At 34.3% G+C, this 25420-nt stretch carries 17 protein-coding genes; 9 read left to right on the top strand and 8 right to left on the bottom strand.

Translation table 11 applies throughout. From position 1 onward, the window contains the following. Nucleotides 1–53: 53 nt before the first annotated feature. A complete protein-coding gene (locus ACFFVB_RS01530) occupies nucleotides 54–347 on the top strand; it encodes an HU family DNA-binding protein (protein ID WP_038532346.1) in 294 nt (97 codons plus the stop codon). Between the two features lie 380 nt (nucleotides 348–727). Beyond that, nucleotides 728–2272 (top strand): Rne/Rng family ribonuclease, encoded by a 1545-nt coding sequence (locus tag ACFFVB_RS01535; RefSeq protein ID WP_382380459.1) that lies wholly within the window; start codon nucleotides 728–730, stop codon nucleotides 2270–2272. 66 nt (nucleotides 2273–2338) lie between these two features. Here ACFFVB_RS01535 and ACFFVB_RS01540 read toward each other — a convergent pair whose 3' ends face one another. From ACFFVB_RS01540 to ACFFVB_RS01560, 5 genes are all read right to left on the bottom strand, one after another. Next, on the bottom strand, nucleotides 2339–2923 hold the full coding sequence (locus tag ACFFVB_RS01540) for a hypothetical protein (RefSeq protein ID WP_382380461.1): 585 nt from the start codon (nucleotides 2921–2923) through the stop codon (nucleotides 2339–2341). Nucleotides 2924–2959: 36 nt separating this feature from the next. Further along, nucleotides 2960–3997, bottom strand: coding sequence for an aldo/keto reductase (locus ACFFVB_RS01545; RefSeq protein ID WP_382380463.1), 1038 nt, complete (start codon nucleotides 3995–3997; stop codon nucleotides 2960–2962). Between the two features lie 14 nt (nucleotides 3998–4011). Beyond that, nucleotides 4012–6189 (bottom strand): tetratricopeptide repeat protein, encoded by a 2178-nt coding sequence (locus ACFFVB_RS01550; RefSeq protein ID WP_382380465.1) that lies wholly within the window; start codon nucleotides 6187–6189, stop codon nucleotides 4012–4014. Between the two features lie 150 nt (nucleotides 6190–6339). Then, nucleotides 6340–7302: an OmpA/MotB family protein gene (locus tag ACFFVB_RS01555; protein WP_382380467.1), complete on the bottom strand. Its 963-nt coding sequence runs from the start codon at nucleotides 7300–7302 to the stop codon at nucleotides 6340–6342. A gap of 26 nt (nucleotides 7303–7328) precedes the next feature. After that, nucleotides 7329–8090 carry an exodeoxyribonuclease III gene (locus tag ACFFVB_RS01560; RefSeq protein WP_382380469.1) on the bottom strand — a complete coding sequence of 254 codons (762 nt, stop codon included), beginning with the start codon at nucleotides 8088–8090 and terminating at the stop codon, nucleotides 7329–7331. A 258-nt stretch (nucleotides 8091–8348) separates the two neighbouring features. Between ACFFVB_RS01560 and ACFFVB_RS01565 the strand changes: the two genes are divergently transcribed. Continuing rightward, entirely contained in the window at nucleotides 8349–11753 is a 3405-nt protein-coding gene (locus ACFFVB_RS01565) for a DUF8818 domain-containing protein (protein ID WP_382380470.1), read from the top strand. Between the two features lie 194 nt (nucleotides 11754–11947). Here ACFFVB_RS01565 and ACFFVB_RS01570 read toward each other — a convergent pair whose 3' ends face one another. Next, on the bottom strand, nucleotides 11948–13489 hold the full coding sequence (locus tag ACFFVB_RS01570; RefSeq protein WP_382380472.1) for a glycine--tRNA ligase: 1542 nt from the start codon (nucleotides 13487–13489) through the stop codon (nucleotides 11948–11950). Nucleotides 13490–13576: 87 nt separating this feature from the next. On the opposite strand from ACFFVB_RS01570, the gene ACFFVB_RS01575 reads away from it, so the two are divergent. Together ACFFVB_RS01575 and ACFFVB_RS01580 are read left to right on the top strand one after the other, a co-directional pair. Then, nucleotides 13577–14254, top strand: coding sequence for a ComF family protein (locus tag ACFFVB_RS01575; RefSeq protein WP_382380474.1), 678 nt, complete (start codon nucleotides 13577–13579; stop codon nucleotides 14252–14254). A gap of 56 nt (nucleotides 14255–14310) precedes the next feature. Then, a complete protein-coding gene (locus tag ACFFVB_RS01580; protein WP_382380476.1) occupies nucleotides 14311–15918 on the top strand; it encodes an Ig-like domain-containing domain in 1608 nt (535 codons plus the stop codon). Here the strand turns inward: ACFFVB_RS01580 and ACFFVB_RS01585 are convergent. Both ACFFVB_RS01585 and ACFFVB_RS01590 read right to left on the bottom strand, forming a co-directional pair. Then, nucleotides 15905–16684, bottom strand: coding sequence for an amidohydrolase (locus tag ACFFVB_RS01585; RefSeq protein ID WP_382380478.1), 780 nt, complete (start codon nucleotides 16682–16684; stop codon nucleotides 15905–15907). The genes ACFFVB_RS01580 and ACFFVB_RS01585 overlap by 14 nt on opposite strands. Continuing rightward, nucleotides 16684–17013 (bottom strand): hypothetical protein, encoded by a 330-nt coding sequence (locus ACFFVB_RS01590; RefSeq protein ID WP_382380480.1) that lies wholly within the window; start codon nucleotides 17011–17013, stop codon nucleotides 16684–16686. The genes ACFFVB_RS01585 and ACFFVB_RS01590 overlap by 1 nt, the downstream gene beginning before the upstream one ends. Before the next feature lie 182 nt (nucleotides 17014–17195). Between ACFFVB_RS01590 and ACFFVB_RS01595 the strand changes: the two genes are divergently transcribed. The 4 genes from ACFFVB_RS01595 (at nucleotide 17196) to ACFFVB_RS01610 (ending at nucleotide 25196) form a co-directional block, all read left to right on the top strand. Further along, nucleotides 17196–19283 carry a S46 family peptidase gene (locus ACFFVB_RS01595; RefSeq protein ID WP_382380482.1) on the top strand — a complete coding sequence of 696 codons (2088 nt, stop codon included), beginning with the start codon at nucleotides 17196–17198 and terminating at the stop codon, nucleotides 19281–19283. Nucleotides 19284–19473: 190 nt separating this feature from the next. Beyond that, nucleotides 19474–21096, top strand: a complete 1623-nt coding sequence (locus tag ACFFVB_RS01600) for a tetratricopeptide repeat protein (protein ID WP_382380484.1) — start codon at nucleotides 19474–19476, stop codon at nucleotides 21094–21096. A 161-nt stretch (nucleotides 21097–21257) separates the two neighbouring features. Further along, on the top strand, nucleotides 21258–24110 hold the full coding sequence (locus ACFFVB_RS01605; protein ID WP_382380486.1) for a TonB-dependent receptor: 2853 nt from the start codon (nucleotides 21258–21260) through the stop codon (nucleotides 24108–24110). A gap of 63 nt (nucleotides 24111–24173) precedes the next feature. Next, nucleotides 24174–25196: a phytase gene (locus ACFFVB_RS01610; protein ID WP_382380488.1), complete on the top strand. Its 1023-nt coding sequence runs from the start codon at nucleotides 24174–24176 to the stop codon at nucleotides 25194–25196. Nucleotides 25197–25420: the final 224 nt, after the last annotated feature.

Consider the following 25420-nt stretch of genomic DNA (forward strand, 5'->3'; position numbering starts at 1 on the left):
GACTATATTTGCATCCCTTTATAATTAATTGATAACTTTAAACATAATAAATAATGACTAAGGCTGATTTAGTAGCGAAAATTTCTGAGAAATTAGGAATCGAGAAAGGTGACGTTCAGGCAACTGTGGAAACATTCATGGAAGAAGTGAAAACATCTTTAGAAGCTGGTGATAACGTATATTTAAGAGGTTTTGGTAGTTTTATAATCAAAACTAGGGCTGAAAAAACTGGTAGAAATATCTCTAAGAATACTACTATTAAAATTCCTGCACACAACATTCCTGCATTTAAACCTGCAAAAGTATTTGTAGAAGGTGTAAAAACCAATGTAGACGTTAAAGAATAACAAAAAACTAAATATTAACCTAAAAAAAGACAGATCTATGCCAAGTGGTAAGAAACGTAAAAGACATAAGGTAGCGACGCATAAGCGTAAGAAACGTGCTCGTGCTAATCGTCACAAAAAGAAAAAATAATCCCAAAAAGTAGTTTTATAACTACTTTTTTGGTTTTTATCAAATTGTTCTTTGACATGAGTTTTCTGGCGATATACCTTTCGCAAAAAAAGAAAACTCCACAGATTAAATCCTGTGAAAAAATAATGTATAATCCATCTGTACAGTTTGGTTATTACTTATAGGTTTTAAGTAGTTAAGTTTTATTTTAAAACTTAACTACTTTTAGCTTTTAAATTTTAGCTTAATAGTATGGATAAAAATTAACGAAATGGATAAAGAATTGATCGTAAGATCTAGTCCCCAACATGTTGATTTTGCCTTATTAAAAGATGGAAAACTTATTGAATTACATAAAGACGAAGGGGGTAACAACTTCTCTGTTGGCGACGTGTTTATCGCCAAAATCAGAAAAACTGTTCCTGGGCTAAATGCTGCTTTTGTAAATGTAGGCTACGAAAAAGATGCCTTTTTACATTATCATGATTTAGGTCCTAAACTACCTTCCCTTTTAAAATTCACAAAGAGTGTAAGCACAGGTAAACTAAAGGATTTCTTTTTAAAAGATTTCCCATTTGAAAAAGAGATTGATAAGAATGGAAGCGTTATCGACGCTTTAAAATCGAATCAATCCCTACTCGTACAAATTGTAAAAGAACCTATTTCTACTAAAGGCCCTAGAATAAGCTCAGAGCTTTCTATTGCAGGTAGATATATTGTTCTTGTTCCTTTTTCCGATCGTATTTCAATTTCTCAAAAAATTGAAGACAAAGCAGAAAAGGACCGCCTAAAACGTCTGGTTAAAAGCATTACGCCTCCAGGTTTTGGGATTATTGTTCGTACAGTAGCAGAAGGCAAAAAAGTTGCCGAATTGGATAAAGACTTACAAAATTTGCTTGGTCGTTGGACTGCAATGTGTAAGAAACTTAACAAAGCACATCATCCTAGTAAAGTTTTAGGAGAATTAAACAAGGCCTCGTCTATTTTACGAGATATTTTTAATGATACTTTTACAAGCATACAGGTTGATGATGAAGAACTTTATCACCAAATTAAAGACTATGTGCAACTCATTGCACCTAACAAAGAATCAATAGTCAAATTGTATCAGTCTAATGTTCCTATTTTTGAAAAATTTGGAGTAGAAAGACAAATTAAAACGTCGTTTGGAAAAACGGTTTCTATGGCAAAAGGTGCCTATTTGGTAGTAGAACATACCGAAGCCCTTCATGTTGTAGATGTTAACAGCGGTAACCGCTCTAACAAAGCCAATTCTCAAGAAGACACAGCATTAGAGGTTAATATGATAGCCGCCCAAGAGATAGCGAGGCAGCTTCGTCTACGCGACATGGGAGGTATTATAGTTGTCGACTTTATTGACATGACCAATGCTGAAAACAGAAAGACACTCTACAATTACCTTCGTGATGAAATGAAGGATGATAGAGCGAAACACAAAATATTACCTCCAAGTAAATTTGGATTGATACAAATTACAAGACAGCGTGTTCGCCCAGAAATGAACATAAAAACCCGTGAAGATAACCCGAACGGTGTACAAGGCGAAGAAGTTGAAGCACCAATAATATTGGTACAAAAAATAACGCAAGAACTTGAGCGACTATTAAAAAAAGACTATAAAAAGATCGTTTTAAACACACATCCTTTTATAGCAGCCTTCTTAAAAACAGGCTTCCCATCAGTACGTTCAAAATGGTTTATTGAACACAAAACATGGGTGAAAATTATGCCCAGAGATGCTTACACATATCTAGAATACCACTTTTTTGATAAAGATGGTAATCAAATCAACTAATAGAAAAGCCTTACTTTTTCAAGTAAGGCTTTTTTTATGCAGTAATATAAGAACTAAACTAAAAACTTATTTCATTAATTTAGAAATCTTGTATTCTCTTTTCTTCTCGTCGTATTCCATTTCATTGATTAATTTAGCATTAAGCAACCAATTTAACTGATTCATAAACGTATCTTCAGGAAGATCCGAATCAATTCTTGAATATTTTTCTCGCAACTTATCTTTAGATACTGCTATTAATTTATTTACAAAAGCCTCGACCTCTTCTCTAGAAGGCGAATCCAAAAAAAACTTTAAATTAGAATAGCCTCCATTTAAAATTAGCAAATTATTAAGTGGTGCCTTAAAACACGTTATTCCTAATGCTATAAAAAATAAACCACTCCAAATTAACATGTCAACTTCTCCATTTAGATTCTCTTCAACAAAAAAAGCAACCCAACTTATTATTGCAATTAACATAAAAACACTACCAACAATTCGTAGACCATTTCTAGAATGGGTTTCTATAACTTTATGATGGCCAATAGATTCTATATCCACCGTCCACTCTTTCGAGTTTAAAAAACTTTTTTCCTTAATTAATAATTCAGTATCATTAATCAATTCAAATTCCTGTGTTTTAGAGCCTCTTTTTTGTGTGATTTTCAACCCTTTCTAAATTTTAAACATATTTAAACTTAAGAATTATGTTGCTGGATTAGGAATATCTTCATGCACTTTATTAATTTCAGTTATAATTTCCTCACTTAAATCCACATGAATACTACCTATATTTTCTTTTAATTGCTCCATTTTCGATGCACCAATTATATTACTCGTTACAAATGGCTGTTGCGTGACAAACGCTAAAGACATTTGTGCTAAGCTTAATCCATGGTCTTTTGCGATTTGCAAGTATTGCGTTACTGCTTTAGTGCAGTTTACACTACTATAACGTGAAAATCGTGGAAATAAATTTAGTCTAGAACTTTCGTCAGCAAGACCTTCAACATACTTCCCAGACAACACTCCAAATGCCATTGGCGAATACGCTAAAAGCCCTAACCCTTCGCGCATAGCTATTTCTGCTAAATCATTTTCAAACCCTCTATTAATTAGCGAATACGAATTCTGAATGGTTCTCATTCTAGGCTTGTCGTTATATTTAGCTTCTTCCAAAAAGCGCATAGCTCCCCATGCCTTTTCATTAGATATACCTATGTTACGAATTTTACCAGCCTGAATCGCTTTATCTAAACTACTTAAAACTTCATTAAAATTATCTTCCCAAGCATCGTCAGGATTGTGCTTATAATCACGTGTTCCAAAAAAATTAGATTCACGTTCTGGCCAATGCAATTGAAATAAATCTATATAATCTGTTTGCAAGCGTTTTAAACTATTATCGATAGCACTTTCGATCGCTTCTGGCGCAAACCCATTTGTTCTTATATGTGCAGTATAATCACCTGTTCCAGCGATTTTAGACCCTAAAATAATATCTTCTCGCTTTCCTGTTTGCTTTAACCATTTCCCGATAATACGTTCGGTTTCGGCATATGTAGCTTCTTGTGCAGGAACAGGATACAATTCGGCAGTATCAAAGAAATTTATGCCTTGTTCTACAGCAAAATTCATTTGCTGAAATCCTTCTTCTTGAGTATTCTGATTTCCCCAAGTCATAGTTCCCAAACAGAGTTTACTCACTTTAATATCTGAATGTGGTAATGTTGTATATTTCATTTTGAATCTTCGCGTTATATGTTGTTTTGACTAGCCTGTATAGATTGCATTATACGATTACTGTCCTCCATTTTACCCTGACCTTGATAAACTAAAGCCAGTAAATATTGATAATCCTGATCACTTGGGTATATTTTTAATGCTCTTAAAATATACTGCTCAGCATCAGAAAACTTCTTATTTTGAAAATAGAAAGTCGCTAAATTATACATAGAGCGTGTATCCTGTGGATCTAATTTTATAGCTTGTTTTAAATCGGAAACAGCTAAGTCATTTTCTTTTAATTCGAAATTTAAAAGTGCTCGTAAATAATAGGCACGTCCGGCAGTAGGTTCTTTTCTCAGCCAAATATTTAAGGTGTTTAATGCTGAAGCAGCATTCCCTTTTAAACTGTAAGACGTCGCTAAATTAGAATATACAGGTATTAACAAACTATCCTTCTTTAAAGCTAATCTGTAGTTTGTTATAGCATTATCTATATCGTTATTCTGAAGATAATAATCTCCTAACTGAAGTCTTCCTGAAGCAAAATCCGCATTGGTAAACATCATCGTTTCCAACTCATGTCTAGCTTTACTAAATTCGGATTGATTTATAGTAGCTAATGCTTGTGCATCCACTCCTGTTAATAATTGCACAGCTCCAATTCTAACTAATCGTGTTGTATCGTTCAAGTGTTTTTGAGCAATAGCAATACGATCTTGAGGATTCATATTTCTGAATTTCTGAAGCGCGTTAAATCGAACCATAGGAGACGGATCGTCTAAACTTTTAATTAATGCTTCTACATGTTCTTGGCTACTTATTTCTAAACCGGCAATTACTGTAGACCTTGCAATCGCAGGGTAATCTAAATTATTAATAAACGCATCTAAACCTTTACGTTCTTGAACACTTATAGTCGATTTATTACTGATTAATAATTGATCTGAATAATGATCTGGACGATCAGGGCCATACCAATCGACTACTTGATCTGCAGCCCATTCATCTGATTTATCTTGATGACATTGCGTACATGCATTTGGAGTACCATACTCGACGCTTTGGTCTGGTCTTGGCACTCTAAAACTATGATCTCGTCTAAAATCGTTCCCCATATAAACAGCACCAGTCATGTGACAATTTACACACTGCGAACCATCTGTTTCTCTCTCGTGAAAGTGATGACTCGGTTGATCGTATTCTGTACCATGACATTGAATACAAGCTGCATTCCCAGGAAATTTAATTTTTAAAGTATGTGGATCGTGACAATCTGAACACTTTACACCTTCGTGATACATTTTACTTTGAAGAAATGAACCATACACATAATCTTCATCTTCAATTTGTCCATCACCATGATACAAATCGTTAGATATATTTGAAAGTAAATATTGATCTTCAAAGTGAGTACCAGGAATCATTTTTTCGGTTAATCGCGAACGTCTGGCATGACAAGGCGCACACATATTCATCTGACTAAACTGAGAATTACCAGGTATAATATATGTGTTTTCTGTATGCGTGCTATCCTGAACATTCTCTGCCCAATACACATGGCGTTCGGCAGGTCCATGACAACTTTCGCAACTCACATTAATTATAGAATATGTGGTATTATACGTATCGGTCTCTACATCGTAATCTTTTTCTAAGTTAGTGGAGTGACATTCGGCACACATGGTATTCCAGTTCTGAGCTGTTTCGGTCCAGTGCAACCAGTCATGCGGATCAATTTCATCGCCACCATATTGGTGAAACCACACCTTTTTCTCGGTATCCCAAGTGACACGAAGTACTTGCTTTCTTCCGCGATCAAAATCAATTAAATATTGTTGAAGTGGTTTTACCCCAAACGCATACCCAATTTCATAGTCCACTTCACTCCCATCAATTTCTTTAATGTGAACCATAAACTTATCATCTGCTTTTGTAAAATGATAAGACACGCCATCGATAATGGTTTTTAAATCGTTAAAATCACCTAGAATAGTAGAATCATTCGCAATTTGCATGGCTAAATCATGGTCAGATCCTGTCCAATCTTCATACACCCCTTTATGACATTCCATACATTGGGAATCTCCAACAAAACCATCTCTATGTTGTAATTTAAAATCTTCTACCGCAACATAATCTGATTGTTTGGTTTTAGAATTACAGGCCGAAAGAATGACCAAACAGAAAACCCAAAAAACATGCTTCATACTCTCTAAAATGTGAAATTAACTTAAGCTACTAAGTTAAAATTAATTTCAACCAAGAAGAAAAAAATAAACGCTAAATGTCCTTATAATTAATATAAATTACGTGGTGCATTTAGCGTTTACTTTTAAAAAAACGGACTTTAAACGATCTTAAATATCGTTTAAAAGTTTAGATATCTCATCTAACTTAGGTGTTAAGATAACTTCAATTCTTCTATTTTTCGCACGTCCTTCTGGAGTTGAATTTGAGGCTATTGGAGCAAACTCTCCACGACCAGCTGCAGTTAAGCTTTCTGGATTTATCTCATTATTTTCTCTCAAAATATTTACGATTGCAGTAGCTCGTTTTGTAGACAGGTCCCAATTTCCAGATAATTGACCACTTCCTTTATAAGGCACATCATCTGTATGTCCTTCAATAAGCACGGCAATATCCGGGTTTAAAGATAAGACATTTCCTAACTGATTTACAGCTCTTCTACCTTCTGTACCTACAGCCCAACTTCCAGAATTAAACAACAGTTTATTCTCCATAGAAATATAAACTTTTCCATCACGCTGCTCTACCGTTAATCCTTTTCCTTCAAAATCTGTTAAGGCTCTAGAAATAGCATCTTTTAAGGCTCTCATACTGGCATCTTTCTGCGTAATAACACGTTCTAATTCTGCTACACGCGCAGATCGAGATTGTAACTCCGATTTTAATTCTTCTAATCGTGTATTCTCTGCCGCTAAGGCTTGTTCTTTTGCTTCTAATTGAGCCAATAATTCTCTATTTTGTTGCACATTTTTAGCAATCGCAGCAGAACTATTTTTTTCTAAAGCATCGTAAGAATTTTGCAAATGATCATTATTTGCTTTTAAAGCATCATATTCACTTTGAATACGGTCCCGTCTAACAACAGTATCGTCATAATTCTTTTGCAACGCACTCAAATCATTTTCTAATTGCGTTTTAGCCGCAGATAATTCCGAATTTTCATCCATCAAGGATTGATTTTCGTTCTTTAAAGCTTCATGCCTCGTTTCTAAATCTTTATAAACTTTGGGTGCCACACAAGATGATGTCACAACAACTATTGATAATGCTGATAAAAACAATTTAAAATTCATAAGATATCGATTCAAGGTTAAATTAATTATTCTATTTCTACTAAAATTGGACAGTGATCGCTGTGCTTCGCTTCTGGTAAAATAACGGCACGTTTCAATCTGTCCTCCAAAGGATTTGCTACCAAACAATAATCGATACGCCAACCTTTGTTATTATTTCTCGCATTCGCACGGTAACTCCACCAACTGTAATGATCTGGCTCTTTATTAAAATGTCTAAACGAATCTATAAACCCGCTATCCATAAACGTTCCAATCCACTCACGCTCTACAGGTAAAAATCCAGATACTTTTTTATTTCTTACCGGATCGTGAATATCTATGGCTTCGTGACAAATATTATAATCGCCACAAATAATTAAATTTGGGATTTCCTGCTTTAATTTGGTGATATAGTCCTGAAACATGGCCATATATTCAAATTTATGCTCTAAACGCGCCATGTTTGTTCCAGAGGGCAAGTATAAACTCATTACAGAAACATCGTCGAAATCGGCACGAATATTTCGTCCTTCGAAATCCATAGACTCAATTCCTGTGCCAAATTCTACATGGTTAGGTTTTATTTTACATAAAACGGCAACACCGCTATATCCTTTCTTTTGTGCGCTAAACCAGTAATTATATAGATAACCAGCTTCTGTAAAAACATCTAAATCTAATTGGTCTTCATTGGCTTTAATTTCCTGCAAACAAATAACATCTGGATCTGCACTTTTTAACCAATCTATAAATCCTTTTTTTAAGGCGGCACGAATACCATTTACATTGTAAGAAATTATCTTCATTTTACTGTTTTATTACGCGTTTGTATCAATAATTAGACGCTTTTTGCGTTTATTAAATTCGTTACGCTTATTTTTTATAGAATTTCAGCTAAATTAAATAATACGTTACTTTTACACTATTAATTTAGTGACCTTTTAACACATTAATATTTAATAGATTTCTAAGCTAATTTCTGAGATCTTTTAATCCAATGCCTAAACCATTAATTCTCTCTTAGTGAGTGAAATACTTTAAACGTTACCCTGTTTAAACACTGCATGAAATTTATAATCGCCTTAATCTGTTTTTGTTTTAGCCTTTGCACGTATTCGCAAGAGCTAAACACGAATTATAAAACAAAAAAGGTTGCTGTAACAGACAGTATTGTTATAGATAGTGTAAGTATTAATCCCAGTTGGTTTACGTTAAAAACATTGGCAGGTAAAGATATAGACAGCAGTTTTTACACTATAGACTTCCCAAAAGCACTATTGATTTTTAAAAAACCTATTGAGGCGGATTCCATTCGAATATCTTATTTAAAATTTCCTGATTTTTTAACGAGAACATACAAACAACTAGACGAAAGTATTATTCTTTCCGATATTAACAATCAGCAGAAATTATATAAACTCTCACAATCTACCAATACAAAAAAATATATTCCTTTCGATGGCTTATCTACCTCTGGAAGTATTTCTCGGGGCGTCACCGTTGGTAACAATCAAAATTCGGTTTTAAATAGTGAACTTGACTTACAAATTACAGGTAAACTGAATGATAAAATTTCGTTGAGAGCTTCGATTCAAGATGCTAATATTCCATTACAAGAAAGCGGATACTCGCAACGTTTAGATGAATTTGACCAAGTTTTTATCGAAATTTTTAGCGATACTTGGAATATCCGCGCTGGAGATGTTGATTTACAAAATACAAAAACGTTTTTTGCGAATTTTAGTAAGCGCGTGCAAGGGCTTTCTTTAAATGCAACCTTCGATCATGAACATTCTAGAACTGATGTATTTGCTGCAGGAGCTGTTGTACGTGGCCAATTTACCCGGAGTCAGTTTACTGCTCAAGAGGGAAATCAGGGCCCCTATAAACTAAAAGGCCCCAACAACGAACTCTTTGTATTAATTGTTTCTGGCAGCGAGACCGTTTATGTAAACGGAATAACTTTAGAGCGCGGTGAAACCAACGATTACATTATCGACTATAACGCTGGGGAGCTTATTTTTAACGCGACGTTTCCGGTAACTTCCGAAATGCGAATTACAATCGATTTTCAATATAGCGAACGTAATTACTCTAGAATAATCGGTTACGGTGGTGGTCGGCATAAAAGCGAAAAATTTAGCATTGGAGCTTCTGTATATTCTGAAAACGATTCAAAAAACAGCCCTATTCAGCAAAATTTATCGACCGATCAAGTAGAAATTTTGGCTAATGCAGGAGACGATGCTTCTAAAATGATTTCCCCTTCTGCAACGCCGGAAACCTATAACGAAAATCGTATTTTATATAAAAAGGACATATTTAATTCTCAAGAAATCTTTGTGTTTTCTAATAATGCGGAGGACGAGCTTTTTAGTGTGAAATTCAGTTTAGTTGGCGATAATCAAGGCCATTATATTTTAAGCGATATTAATGCTATTAATAATATTTACGAATATATTGCGCCCCAAAATGGTGTCCCTCAAGGAAATTATGCTCCTGTTACTCGACTTGTGGCACCAACAAAATTACAAATTGCGGTAGTTAATGGGACCTATAAACCTTCTAAAAAAACGGATATTTATTTTGAAGGTGCAGGAAGTAAAAACGATTTAAACCTGTTCTCCGATTTAGATGATGCTAATAATGATGGATTTGCAGGAAAGTTAAAAATCAATCAAAACATAATCGACCAAGATAAACTTTGGAAACTTGATGCATTTGCAGATTTCGATTATATCGAAGAGAATTTCAGAACTATTGAAGTGCTTTATAATACCGAATTTAATCGTGATTGGAACATTGAAAACACGTTTGGAAATCAGAAATTATTGGTTAGTGGTTTGCAACTTCAATTACCCGAAATGGTGTTTTTAAACTATCAATTCGAGCATTTAAGTTATCGCAATAATTTTAATGGAAACCGGCATGTTGCTAGTGGATTTCTTCAGTTAGATAAGTTTCAATTTTTCACAAATTCTAGTTATTTAGATTCAAAATCGGACAGCAATACCTCAACATTTTTACGCTCGTCGAACACAGCTACTTATAGTTTTGGAAAACCTTGGGTTGGCGCAAAATTCGCCATTGAAAACAATCAGCAAAAAGAAAAAATCACAGAAAGTTACCTTCCGCTAAGTCAGAAATTTAAGAGCTACGAAGTCTTTACTGGAATTGGAGATAGTACTAATATTTTTGCCGAAGTAGGTTTTAAATATCGTGTAAACGACAGCATTAAAAACAACGAATTACAACACGTTAACACGTCTAAAACCTATTATTTAGACTCTAGACTTATACAAAACACAAACACCAATTTATCGCTTTATGTGAACTACAGAACGTTAGAGAATGTATTTGAGGATGTTGAAAGATCGTTAAATTCGCGACTCATTTATAACCAGAGTTTCTTTAAACAAATGGTACAATGGAATACTATTTTTGAAACCAATTCTGGAACACTACCTCAGCAAGAATTCACGTATGTAGAAGTTGAACCTGGACAAGGAGGCTACACTTGGATAGATTACAATGGCAATGGGATTCAGGAATTAGAGGAATTTGAAATTGCACAATTTCAGGATGAAGGAAAATATATTCGTGTATTATTACCAAATCAGGTATACATAAAAACACATCAAAATAGATTAAGCCAAACGCTGACTTTAAACCCGCAACAGTGGGTAAATTCAGAGTCTAGTTCTAGGTCGTTCTTATCTCATTTTTATAATCAGACCGCTTATTTAATCGATAGAAAATCGAAACGGGACGGTAATACTTTTCAAATTAATCCCTTTAAAGAAGAGGAAGACAACCAACTCGGTTTACAGTTAAATATTAGAAATGTATTGTTTTTTAATCGCGGTAAGCAACTGTACACCACCTCTTATACGTTTCTAAGAAATAAGGCGAGAAATATTTTAACCATTGGGTTTATTGAAAATAATGTAGAAAGTCATCAGTTAAATTTCAATCATAAATTTGCAGAAAGCTGGTTGGTTACCCTTTTAAGTAGCTCTAGTAATACCGAAAGTATTAGCGAAAACTATGTGAGTAAAAATTACAATATTGATGAAACTCAGTTTAATCCAAAACTGACCTATTTATTGAATGAAAATACACGGTTTGATGTCTTCTATCAATTCACAAATAAAGAAAATACAATTGGTAGTTTTGAAACATTGGAACAACAAAAGTATGGGACTTCACTTTCTGTTTCTAATGTTCAGAAATCGGCTATTAGTGCCGAAATTAATTACTTTTCGAATAGCTATGCAGGGAATGCAAATACACCTGTAGCTTACCAAATGCTAGAAGGTTTACAGCCTGGAAAAAACTTTACTTGGACCGTTTTAGTTCAGAAAAAAATTACCAAATTCTTAGATTTAAATTTATCTTATTTTGGAAGAAAAACAGAAACTAGTAATAGCATTCACACGGGGAGTGTACAATTAAAAGCATATTTCTAAACTAGACGTAAGACCACTTCTCCGTTAGATTTAAGTGCTAAAAAAAATCCCCAAGATATACTTGAGGATTTGGTTTTATAAATCGGTGTCTTTAAAATCTTACAGCTATCTTAATAAGGATGTTTCAGTATCAGAAAACCTTATTTTAAATTTTAAAAACTATAATCTTGAAAAGAGTTCAATGTATTGTAATCTTACATCTTCATTAACCAAGATCTAACATCTACTGCTTTCTTTATAATATCACGAAGATCTTCAATCTTAACACGAGTTTGCTCCATAGTATCTCTGTGACGAATGGTTACCATGTTATCTTCTAACGTATCGTGATCTACAGTAATACAGAATGGTGTTCCGTTTGCATCTTGTCTACGGTAACGTCTTCCAACAGCATCTTTCTCGTCGTATGCAACGTTGAAATCCCATTTTAACTCTTCAACAATTTTTCTAGCAACTTCTGGTAAGCCATCTTTTTTAACTAAGGGTAAAACTGCTGCTTTTACCGGAGCTAAAACTGCTGGTAATTTTAAGACGGTTCTAGTTGTATTATTTTCTAGCTCCTCCTCTACTAACGAGTTTGAGAATACAGCTAAGAACATACGGTCTAACCCGATTGAAGTCTCTACAACGTAAGGCACATAGCTCTTATTTTCTTCATGATCGAAATATTGTAATTTCTTACCTGAATGCTTTTCGTGCTGACTTAAATCGAAATCTGTACGTGAATGAATTCCTTCTAATTCTTTGAATCCGAATGGGAATTTAAACTCGATATCTGCCGCAGCATCTGCATAATGTGCTAATTTATCGTGATCGTGGAAACGGTAATTTTCTTCACCCATTCCTAGAGATAAATGCCATTTTAAACGTGTTTGTTTCCACTGCTCATACCATTCTTTTTGAGTTCCTGGCTTTACAAAAAATTGTAATTCCATTTGTTCAAATTCACGCATACGGAAAATAAACTGTCTTGCAACGATTTCATTTCTAAATGCTTTTCCTGTTTGAGCAATTCCGAAAGGAATCTTCATTCGTCCACTTTTCTGAACGTTTAAGAAATTTACAAAAATACCTTGCGCTGTTTCTGGACGTAAATAAAGATCCATCGCCGTGTCTGCAGACGCTCCTATTTTTGTTCCGAACATTAAATTAAATTGCTTTACTTCTGTCCAGTTTCTAGACCCTGTTAAAGGATCTGCAATTTCTAATTCTTCGATAAGCGCTTTAACGTCTACTAAATCTTCATTCTCTAAAGATTTACCCATTCGTGCCAAAATACTGTCGATTTTCTCTTGGTATCCAACAACACGTGCGTTAGTGCTAACAAATTCTGCTTTATCAAAACTTTCACCAAAACGCTTTGCCGCTTTAGCAACTTCTTTATCTATTTTCGCTTCTATTTTCGCGCAGTAGTCTTCGATTAAAACATCTGCTCTATAACGCTTTTTAGAGTCTTTATTATCTATTAATGGATCGTTAAAGGCATCGACATGGCCTGAAGCTTTCCATGTGGTTGGATGCATAAAAATTGCAGCATCTAGGCCTACAATATTTTCATGCATTTGCACCATAGCTTTCCACCAATAGTCGCGTATATTTTTCTTTAACTCCACACCGTTTTGTGCGTAATCATATACTGCACTTAAACCGTCGTAAATTTCACTACTCTGAAACACATAACCGTATTCCTTAGCATGAGAAATTACCTTCTTAAATTGATCATCTTGATTTGCCATGCTACAAAAATATAAAACGCGGGAAAACTAAACGTAACTTTTATTTAAAGTATTGTAAAATTTTGTAATTTAATGCTTTTGGGTCTTATGTTTGGAGCAATATTCAATATTTTCTTTCCAAAAGTGTGCTACAGTTGTATGAATGTTTTAGCTGATGGTGAGGAAACGCTATGTACAGATTGCAGACATAACTTACCTATTACCCAGTTTCATTTTAATAATGACAACAGTGTAGAAAAAATATTTTACGGAAGAGTTAAAATTGAAAATGCTACAGCGCTATTGCGATTCGAAAAGAAAGGCATTACCCAAAAACTTATTCATCAGTTAAAATATAAAGGTCAGGAACCTATTGGCATCTTTCTTGGAGATTGGTTGGGTGGCGACTTACAGGCCTTAGATGCTTATAAAACTGTAGATGTCGTTATTCCTGTACCGCTACATAAAGCAAAACTTAAAAAACGAGGCTATAATCAGGTGTCTAAATTCGGAATACAACTGGCAGAAGCTTTACAGGCCAGTTATATCGACGATGTTCTAATAAAAATTACGAAAACAAACTCCCAAGTGTCAAAAAACCGATTAAGCCGATGGAACGATTCGAACACAATATTTAGTATTCAGAATTTGGAAAAAATAAACGGTAAGCATATTTTAATTGTAGACGATATAATTACCACCGGATCGACTATGGAAGCTTGTGTAAACTTACTGCTTTCTGCCAAAAATGTTAAAATATCCATTGCGGTTATGGCAATTGCCTAAACTGTTTTCGGTTACTGCTAAATAAATTGTTTCTTTGCGTAAATTCCAATTGAATAATGAGTAAAACGCTTTCAAATTTCTTGTTCATAAGTGTCCTATGTCTATGTATCGCAAATTGCGCCAATAGAGGAACCCCTTCTGGAGGACCTAAGGATGAAACGGCACCTATTATTACAAAATCGGTACCGGAAAATTACACAACGAATTTTAGCGCTAAGGAAATTAGAATCTATTTTAATGAATACATTAAAACCAAGGATTTAAGTAAACAGCTTATTATTTCGCCTCCAATGGACACGCAACCTGAAATTACACCTTTAGGAACTGCAAGTAAATACTTAACCATTGTAATTCACGATACCCTTGCACCTAATACAACCTATGCCATAAATTTCGGTAGCAGTATTGTAGATAATAACGAAGGCAATCCTTTTCCATATTATAAATATGTATTCTCCACAGGTAGTTATATCGATTCTTTAACCGTTCCTGGAGTAATATTGGACGCCACTTTAAAAGATCCAGATAATTTTGTTACGGTAGCTTTATATGAGGTAGACTCGACATATACCGACTCGATTATTTATAAAAAGAAACCTAAATATATCACGAATACCTTAGACAGTATAACATCGTTTGTATTGGAGAATATTAAAGCAGGGACCTATCTTTTAACTGCGATGAAGGATGAAAATCAAGATTTTAAATTTCAGCAGAAATCAGATAAAATTGCATTTTTAAAAGAGTTTATTACCGTACCTAAAGACACGACTTACGTTTTAAAATTATTTAATGAAGAATTAGATTTTAAATCATTCAAGCCCCGATTAGTTTCGAAAGGAAAGGTGGCATTTGGATATGAAGGTGATTATGAAAACATGTCTATTGATATCTTAACTGAAACGCCTACAGATTTTGAGCAAGCCATAACAAAGGATAAAAAATCGGACTCCTTAATGTATTGGTATCGTCCGAAACTTGAAACCGATTCTTTACTTTTTAAAGTCGCTTATAAAAATACGGTGATCGATACATTTAATGTTAAGATAACAGATAAATATCAAGATTCATTAACAGTTTCAGGAGCTCCAAATGGGCCTATTAATTTTAACCAGGATTTTATTTTAACAGCCTCAACACCATTTAAATCTTTAAACAAATCTTTCATTTCATTTATAGATAAAGATTCTGTAGTCGTGCCTTACACGACTAAAATGGACACACTTAATAATAACATTAGTTTTGTGTTCGACAAGAAAGAAAACTCAAAATACCGTTTACAATTTTTACCTGAAGCGATAACAGACTTCTACAACAATAAAAACGATACCTTACAATTTATATTTCAAACGAAGGGTTACGACGATTATCCTAATGTAAGAGTACTTCCTAGAAATGCGGTATATCCTATAATAGTGCAATTAACAACTGCGAAAGGTGAAGTAAAATACGAGGAATATAGCACAGAAGCCAAGCCTATAGATTTTAAGTACTTAACTAGCGGGAAGTATTTTATAAGAGTAATTTTCGATGCAAATGAGAATAAAAAATACGATACAGGTAGCTATCTTAAGAAGATACAACCCGAACGTGTAAGTTATTATCCGGATGAGATTGAAGTGCGTTCAGGTTTTGATTCGGAATACGAATTTATTCTAAACTAAAAGCATCCCTATCATTTAAAAATTTGAATTTTTGTCTGGTATTTATAATATGTTCTTTTGTTAAAACAACGATACGGAACCCAACTTCGTTTTCTACAAACTCAGAAACCGTTTCTCCCAGTGTATTATAAACCGCTGAATGTCCTGAATATTCATGCCCTTTTGCGTCTGTCCCCACACGGTTTACACCTACGCAATAACACATGTTTTCAATAGCTCTCGCCTGCAATAATGCATCCCAAGCATTTATACGTGGTTTTGGCCAATTGGCGACATAGAACAACACATCGTAATCATTATTATAACGTGCCCAAACTGGAAAACGTAAATCGTAACAAACTAACGGACAAAGCGACCAGCCTTTGTAGTCTATAATTGAGCGTTCTGTACCGGCAGTATATATCTTATCTTCTCCGGCTAAAGTAAAAGTATGTCGTTTTTTGTACGTTTTTAAATCGCCATTAGGATAAGCAAAAACTAATTGATTGTAATACTTGCCACCTTCAGAAATAATAAGACTTCCCATAATCGCTGCTTGCTTTGCGGCTGCGAGTTGAGACATCCAAGTTACAGATGCACCTGAAAGCGTTTCTGCATGTTTTGTGGCATTCATAGTAAAGCCTGTAGTAAACATTTCTGGAAGTACGATAACATCAACAGTATCAGAAATAGAATCTATACGAGCCTGTATATTTTCACGATTTGCCTTAGGTTCCTCCCAAATCAAATCGGTTTGAATAAGCGCTATATGTAATTGTTCTTGCATTAAAAAATCACAAATCTCTTTTGATTGTTAGACGTACGTTCTGCTTTTTCTTCGGCCCTTAATTCTTTGCGGTAGGCTTTAGCTATTGCTTTATTTTGAATTCTTATTCTTCTTTTTTCTATTCTAAACTCTTCTGCTTTAACAGCATATGCTTCGAAAATTGCACGCTGATCGTCTAAGGTTATACTTTCGGTTACATCATAACCATTTAATAGTATAGACGACCCTTTTACTTCGTAAGCGTTGTTTTTGTATTCAATTTCTTGCGCATTTAAAGCAGAAATTAAAAACAGAGAAAACGCAAAGGTTAATAGTAGTTGTTTTACCATAATAAATCAATTTGGGATAACAAAAGTACTAAAAATCAGTGGAATTACATAAAATACCCGATGAACTGCATATTAAACAAATTATAGCCCATAAAAAAGAATTTCCTAAGCTCTATTTACTTTTATAAAAACTCCGATTTATTCAAGCCTTTTTTATCTTTGCAGGAATTAAAAACAAACTCATGAAATTAATAAAGATTTTAGTTCTTTTTATTACCATTCAGGTCAGTGCACAGCAAGGTGGCATGTGGATTCCTTCACTCCTTCAAGGCATGAATGAAGACGACATGGAATCTTTGGGAAGCAAACTTTCTGCCAAAGATATTTACGATGTTAACCAATCTAGCTTAAAAGATGCCATCGGTCATTTTAACGGTGGCTGTACCAGTGAAGTCATCTCTAAACGCGGTTTACTTTTAACGAATCACCATTGTGGTTATAGCCAAATTCAGTCGCATTCTTCGCTAGACAACGACTATTTGAAAGATGGATTTTGGGCAAAAGATTTTGAAGACGAATTACCTAATAATGGTCTTTATGTAGAATTTATTGTACGTATTGAAGATGTTACTGCTCAAGTTTTAGAAGGTGTTACAGAAGGTATGACCGAAAGAGAAAAACAATCTAAAACCGATGGAAATAGTAACAGAATTCAATCGGCTACAAAAAAAGAAGATTGGCAAAACACGAAAATAAAATCATTTTATAAAGGAAATCAATACTTCCTATTTGTAACAGAACGTTTTGATGATATTCGTTTAGTTGGTGCACCTCCAACAAGTATTGGTAAATTTGGTTCGGATACAGACAACTGGGTTTGGCCAAGACACACCGGAGATTTTTCACTTTTCAGAATTTACGCCGATAAAAACAATCGTCCAGCCGCATATTCTAAAGACAATAAACCTTATAAGCCAAAACACTTTTTACCAGTATCTTTAGACGGAATTAGTGAAGGTGATTTCACTCTAGTTTTTGGTTTCCCTGGAACTACCGAGGAATATTTACCTGCCGTTGCTATTAAAGAAATCACAGAGCAATTAAACCCGAGTAACATTGCTATTCGTGAAGCTGCATTAAAAGTGATTGATAAAAAAATGCAAGAAAGCGATGAAATTCGTATTCAATACGCTTCTAAACAAGCCCGAATTGCAAATTATTGGAAAAAATGGATTGGTGAAAATACAGGTATTAAAAAGAGTAATGCCATTGCAAAAAAGAAAGCTGAAGAAGCGGTCTTTACCGAAGCCTTGAAAAAACAAAAATTAGAAAACGAGTTTGGAAATATACTTCCCGAACTGGAAACACAATATAAAGCGTTTGCTCCTGTAGATATAAAACGAAGCAATTTTGTTGAAATATTTGTTAGAACAAACGAGCTTATGTCTATGATGTTTGGACTAACCCAAATGGAAAATGCTTCATTTAAAGGAGACGACGCTTTTAACGCGGCCAGAGAATCTATGCAAAGTAAAATTAAAAGCACACTTAAAAATTTCAATGCAGAAGTAGACCAAGGTGTTTTTGAAGCTATACTGCCTTTTTACACACAAAATGTAGATGCCTCTATTTACCAAAAAACAGCATTTACAAATCTTGACAGTGCCATGTCTTTACTTGAAGGTTCGAGCACAGAAGTCCTTGAAAAACTAAACAATGATGCAGCTTATGCTTATGCCAAACCATTTATAATCGATTTCTACACAACTATTGAGCCTGATTTTCAAGAAAAAAACACAGCGATCAATGCTTTAGAAACGCAATATATGAAGGCGCTTATGCAAGTTGTTCCTAACGAGCGTTATTACCCAGATGCAAATAGTACACTTCGTGTTACTTACGGTCAAGTACGCGGTTACACCCCTAGAGATGCGGTATATTACAACCCAGTATCTTATTTAGATGGTGTTATGGAGAAATATATTCCAGGGGATTATGAGTTTGATGTGCCACAAAAACTTCAAGATTTATATACTTCTAAAGACTACGGACGCTACGCAGATGCGAACGGAAAACTTCCTGTGTGTTTCTTAGGAACAAACCATACTACAGGTGGAAACTCTGGAAGCCCTGCCATTGATGCCGAAGGCAACTTAGTCGGATTAAATTTTGACCGCGTTTGGGAAGGAACTATGAGTGATATGAATTACGATCCTGAAATTTGTAGAAACATCATGGTCGATGTACGTTACGTATTATTTATAATCGACAAATACGCTGGAGCAGAACGCTTAATTAAGGAAATGAAATTAGTTCATCCTAAAAAGTAAGAGTTCTTCTTTTAACAGCATATAATTTACAGTAAAAAAGCGAGGTATAATCCTCGCTTTTTTTTTATTATACATGAGAAGGCTAACAGAGATTAAAAGCATCTAGAAAAACGAAACTATACTCCACCTTTTCAAGAAAACATAAGGATAACGTAATATTCAAGTAACATTACATTTTTTAATTTTGGTCATGATTTCATTTAAGACCAGCCCTAAATTTATTAGGATTACCTTCTGTAACCCGATTCATTTTTTATACGTTTTTGCCTTTGTTTTCTTCAACACAGAAATAAGCGCACAAGAATCCCCGAATAATTCTCGTCGCAACATCGATTCCGTTTTTACTGAATTAAACGAACTATTGGATAAAGCGGAGTATGATGAGAATCGTGAAGCGCTAATTTCTTCACATATTCAATTGGCTAATTTCTATGAGCATTTAGGGATTGAAAACGAAGCTATAAAACATTATCATGATGCTTTAGAAAAACATAACCAAGCAGATACAACTGCTATTTATATTGGAAATAAAATGAGCAGCATATACCTGTCATTAAAGCAATATAAAAATGCAACTTCCTATCTAACTAAAAGCTTAGCTATTGCAGAACAAATTGATTTTAAAAAAGGAAAAGCAATATGTTACGGGCTATTAGGTAGTGTAGCCGAAAAAGAATCCAATTACAATTTAGCTCTAAAAAATCAGGAAGAAAGTTTATCCATTTTTAAAACACTTACCGACAGTACAGGTTTAGCTATTACATACGAAAACATAGGGAGTATTTATGAAGACCTTGGACAGTTTGAAAATGCACTAAACTATTTTCTAAAAGCGAAAACTTACTCTAAAAGCATTCCGTCTTATATTAAGATAAATATTCTAAATAATATTGGAGATGCCCATAGAAAAATGATGAAACCTAATGAAGCTCTTCCGTACTCATTACTAGCACTTGAAAAGTCAAAGACATCTAAAAACACGCATCAGGAAGAGTCTGCGCTTAAAGATCTGGCTTTAAACTATGCCGATTTAGGTGATTACAAAATAGCTTTCGATTATATGCTCAAGTATAAAGATCTAAATGAAAAGCAGATTGAAAGCCAGAACGCAGAATTAGTAAGCTCTTTACAAATCCTTTATGAAGTTGAAGAACGCGAGGCTCAAGTTAAACTATTGAATACACAACATGAGGTCGATACCATTAGGCAAAATATTATTTTACTGTCTTGCGCTTTTCTTATACTACTTTTATTAGGATGGTTTCTATATTTCAGAAAACGGAAAAAACAGCAATCCAAAATTCAGCATTACAAGAATGAATTATTACAAGCTAATCTCGAAAAAAAGATACAAGAAGAAGCTAATTTGCAAAGAGAGATAGATATTAAAATTTCGGCACTCACAAATTATAGTTTGCATTTGTCTCACAAAAATAAAATGATCTCGGATATATCTCGAACCTTGATAAATATAAAAGACAGAAACACGGTTTTAATTAAATCTAAGCTCGAAGCCCTAATAAAAGAGATAAATTTAGATCTGTCTCAAGAACAGGAGTGGACAGAATTCATTAGTTATTTCGAACAAATTAATCCACATTTCTTTCAAAGTCTAAAAAATGAAGTAACAAAGGAATTAACCCCTTCCGAATTACGATTATGTATGCTTCTTAAACTTAATCTCTCTTCGAAAGACATTGCATCAATCCTTCGTATTACGCCTGATAGCGTACGCATTGCACGCTACAGAGTCCGAAAAAAACTTCGAATAGACTCTAAAGAAGATCTTCAAACCTTTCTCTTAGATCTATAATTTAATGTTTCTAAAATATTATCAACTTGTAATTACAGTGTTAATGTTGCCTTAGAATATAAGCCAGTATGCAGTGTTTATCATGTTTTGTTAACGGTTACTTTAGATAAAAACCAAGCTCTCAATCTAACTTTGCTAAAAAATTAACTTAACAAATAATTATGAAAAACTGGATTACCTTAATGCTGCTTATAGTAACAACTTTTAGCACATTAGCACAAACCGGACAAGTACAAGGACTCATTCTGGATGAGAATAATATTACCGTTCCTGGTGCTTCCGTATTACTTGAAGAACTTAATAAAGGAGCTATATCAGACTTCAACGGTAAATTTACATTAGTAAATGTTGAAGCCGGAACGTATACATTAATCATTAAATATTTAGGGTATTCCGAGTACCAACAGCAAATTACTGTAACCCCTACACAAACTACAAATTTAGAAGCAACTCTAGAGGAACAAACGACAGAGTTAGATGAAGTTAAAGTGGTTTCTTTTGGTTTCGGATCTCAGGCACGAGCGCTTAATACTCAGAAAAACAAGAAAAACATTACCAACATTGTATCTACAGACCAAATCGGTAAATTTCCAGATGCAAATATTGGTGATGCCATAAAGCGTATTCCTGGTATAACCATGCAAATGGATCAAGGTGAAGCGAGAGATATAATTGTTCGTGGTTTATCGCCTCAGTTAAACTCTGTAACCCTAAACGGAAGCCGTATACCTTCTGCCGAAGCCGATAACAGAAATGTGCAAATGGATCTTATTCCGTCAGACATGATTCAAACGGTCGAGGTTAATAAGGCAGTTACCCCAGATATGGATGCAGATGCTATTGGTGGTTCTGTAAATTTAATTACTAGAACATCGCCTCAAGGCTTTCGTTTATCGGCGACAGGTGGTTCTGGTATTAACTTAATAAATGATAAACGTATTTTAAACGGATCGTTTTTAGTGGGCGACCGTAGCAACAACAACAAATTTGGATGGGTTGTTGCCGCCTCTTATAACGATTCGGAGTTTGGTTCTGATAATGTTGAAGCCGAATGGGATGATGAGTTCGAATATAATACAGGCGTAGAAGACAGCGAAGGAGATCCTATTATGCAAGAAGTAGACGTAAATCCGTATGCTAATGTATCCGAGATTAGAGAATACCAAATTCAGCGTATTCGTCGTAGTTTCTCAGCCAACTTCGATTATAAATTAAACGACAACAACACACTTTACTTTAAATCTATTTACAACTGGAGAGATGATCGCGAAAACAGATATGTCTTAGAACAAGAAATTTTAGATGGTGAAGACATCGGAATTGGCGATTTTAGTATAGATTCTAACAACAATTTAACGGCATTTCCGGTATCTGCTAAACGAGAAGTTAAAGGAGGAATCGATAATAACCGTTCTAAAAACACACGTTTAGAAGACCAGCGCATGCAAAATTATAGTTTAAGCGGAGATCACTTAATAAACAACTTACAAGTCGATTGGATGGCATCTTACTCTAAAGCTTCTGAAGAGCGCTTAAACGAGCGTTATTTAGTTCACGAGAGTGAATACGGTATTAATTTTAATAACAACACCAACAGTCCGTATTACGCACCACAGAGTACTGCCGATGCCAATTTTAAGCTTTTCGAATTCGATGAGTTATATGAAGAAAATCAATATACAGACGAAACAGACTTTAATGTTTTAGTGAATTTTGAAGTTCCTCTTCATCTTTTCGATAAAGAGAATGGAACATTAAAATTTGGAGCAAAAACAAGAATTAAAGAAAAGCAACAAGACAACGACTATATGGAATATTCTCCAGAAAATAATGATCTAGAGTATCTTGGAGACATTCCAACTAGAGATTATTCTGAGGGCGGCTTTAATCCAGGAAGTCAATACCAAATCGGATATTTTGCAACGCCAGAATTTTTAGGAAATTTAGACCTTTATAACAGTGCGCTTTTCGAAGCAGAAGACAAACCTGAAGAATATGCTACAGGAAACTTCAAGGTTAAAGAAAATGTTTATGCAGCTTATGTCATGACCGATCAAAACATTACAGATAATTTTAGTTTCCTTTTTGGTATACGTTTAGAACACACTATGGCAGATGCGCTCGGTAATGAAATTAGTTTTGATGAAGAAGGCGATTATCTAGGACTCTCGCCGGTGACTAGTAAAAACGACTACACAAATATTTTACCAAGTTTACATTTAAAATACGATGTAACAGATCATACCGTATTACGTTTTGCTTGGACTAACACACTTGCTAGACCTAACTATGAAGATATCGTGCCTTCTAGAGAAATTAACAACGAGGACGACGAAATTAGTTTAGGAAACCCAGATTTAGGACCTACAACATCTATGAACTTCGACCTTATGGCAGAACATTATTTTACTAATGTTGGTTTAGTTTCTGGAGGCGTGTTTTATAAAAACATACACGATTTTATTTACACGTTCCAATACGAAGATGAAAATGGTTTTGAAGTATATCAACCCTTTAACGGTGATGAGTCTAACCTTTTCGGATTTGAAGCAGCTTACCAACGAAAGTTAGATTTCCTACCTGGTTTCCTTCAGAATTTAAATATTTATTTAAACTATACGTACCTTAAATCTGATGCTTCTGGAATTAGAAATGAAGACGGAGAAGAACGAGACGATTTAGATCTTCCCCAAACAGCACCAAACATGTTTAACGCCTCTTTAGGTTATAGCAGTAAATATTTTAGTCTACGTATATCCGGAAATTATTCTGATGCCTATATCGATGAAATTGGCGGACGTGCTTTCGAAGATCGTTATTACGACGAGCAGTTCTTTTTAGATTTTAATGCTCGCGCAAACATCACCAAGCAATTAAGTTTTTACGTCGATGTAAACAACATCACCAACCAACCTTTACGTTATTATCAAGGTAGTAGCGAAAGAACGATGCAAATGGAATATTACCAAGCACGCGTTACATTTGGATTAAAATACGACTTATTTAAAAAATAATTTAATACTCGGTTAAGTCTAGAGAATTACAAAACATAACATCTCCATTTAAAAACTCAAAACATGAAAAAATATTTATTTAGTATTGCTGTAGCCTCAGTTTGTTTTACAGCTTGTAAAAACACGACTTCTTTACCAGAAATCAAGCCCACTTTAGTCTCTCAAAAAACACCTCACGACACAGACGATCCGGCCATTTGGGTAAACAAAAATAATCCAGCGCAAAGTATTGTGTTCGGAACAGATAAAGATGAGATTAATGGTGGTGTCTATGCCTTCGATTTGGATGGAAAAATAATTAAAGACAAAAGTCTTACAGGTGTAAGCTACCCAAATAATGTAGATATTGAATACAGTTTCGCTTTAAACGATTCTACTCAAATAGATATTATGATGTTTACCGAACGTGAAAAACATCAAATGCGATTATACTCCGTTCCCGACATGACGCCTTTAGATAATGGCGGATTCCCTGTTTTTGAAGACGAAACAGATTTAGAATTAAGACGTCCTATGGGAATTAGTATATATCAAAACCCTGAGACACATAAAACCTATGCTATTGTTAGCCGTAAAAAAGGACCAACAGCAGGGTATTTATACCAATACGAGTTAACGACAAATACGGGTAAGATTTCAGCTAAATTGGTTAGAAAATTCGGGACATTTAGTGGTAATAAAGAAATTGAAGCATTAGTTGTAGACGACGCTTTAGGGCATGTATATTTTTCTGACGAAGGTGTTGGTATACGTAAATTCTATGCAGACCCAGAAAAAGGAGATGCTCAAATTTCAATGTTTGGATCTGAATATTTTACAGATGATATTGAAGGAATCGCCTTAGCCACTTATACAAATAATGAAGGTTTTTTAATTGTTTCTAACCAACAAGATCACAGTTTTAATATTTTTAACCGTGGCGATAATAGCTATGTAAAAACATTAAATTTAGGCACTATTGAAACTGATGGTTGCGATGTAACAACACAGCCTTTAGGTAGTAAATATCCAAACGGATTATTTGTATCTATGAACGATGAAAAAGATTTCTTCTTTCACAGCTTAGACTCTTTAAAACTGAGATAATTTAATAATAAAATACCACGATATTAGAAACGCCACTTTCAGAATTGAAAGTGGCGTTTTTTTTTTACACTGCCGATTAAATAAAAACCATGTCCTTTTAGGGTGTTCGAGCGGAGTCGAGAACTGAAAAACACACACTTCTTTCTTGTTCAATTAAGCACGTATTTCACATAAAAAAAGCAATTAAGAATACGATATAAAATAGCTGCATTATTTTTGGATCT

The organism is Formosa undariae (genome assembly GCF_042427615.1).
Lineage (GTDB): Bacteria > Bacteroidota > Bacteroidia > Flavobacteriales > Flavobacteriaceae > Formosa > Formosa undariae.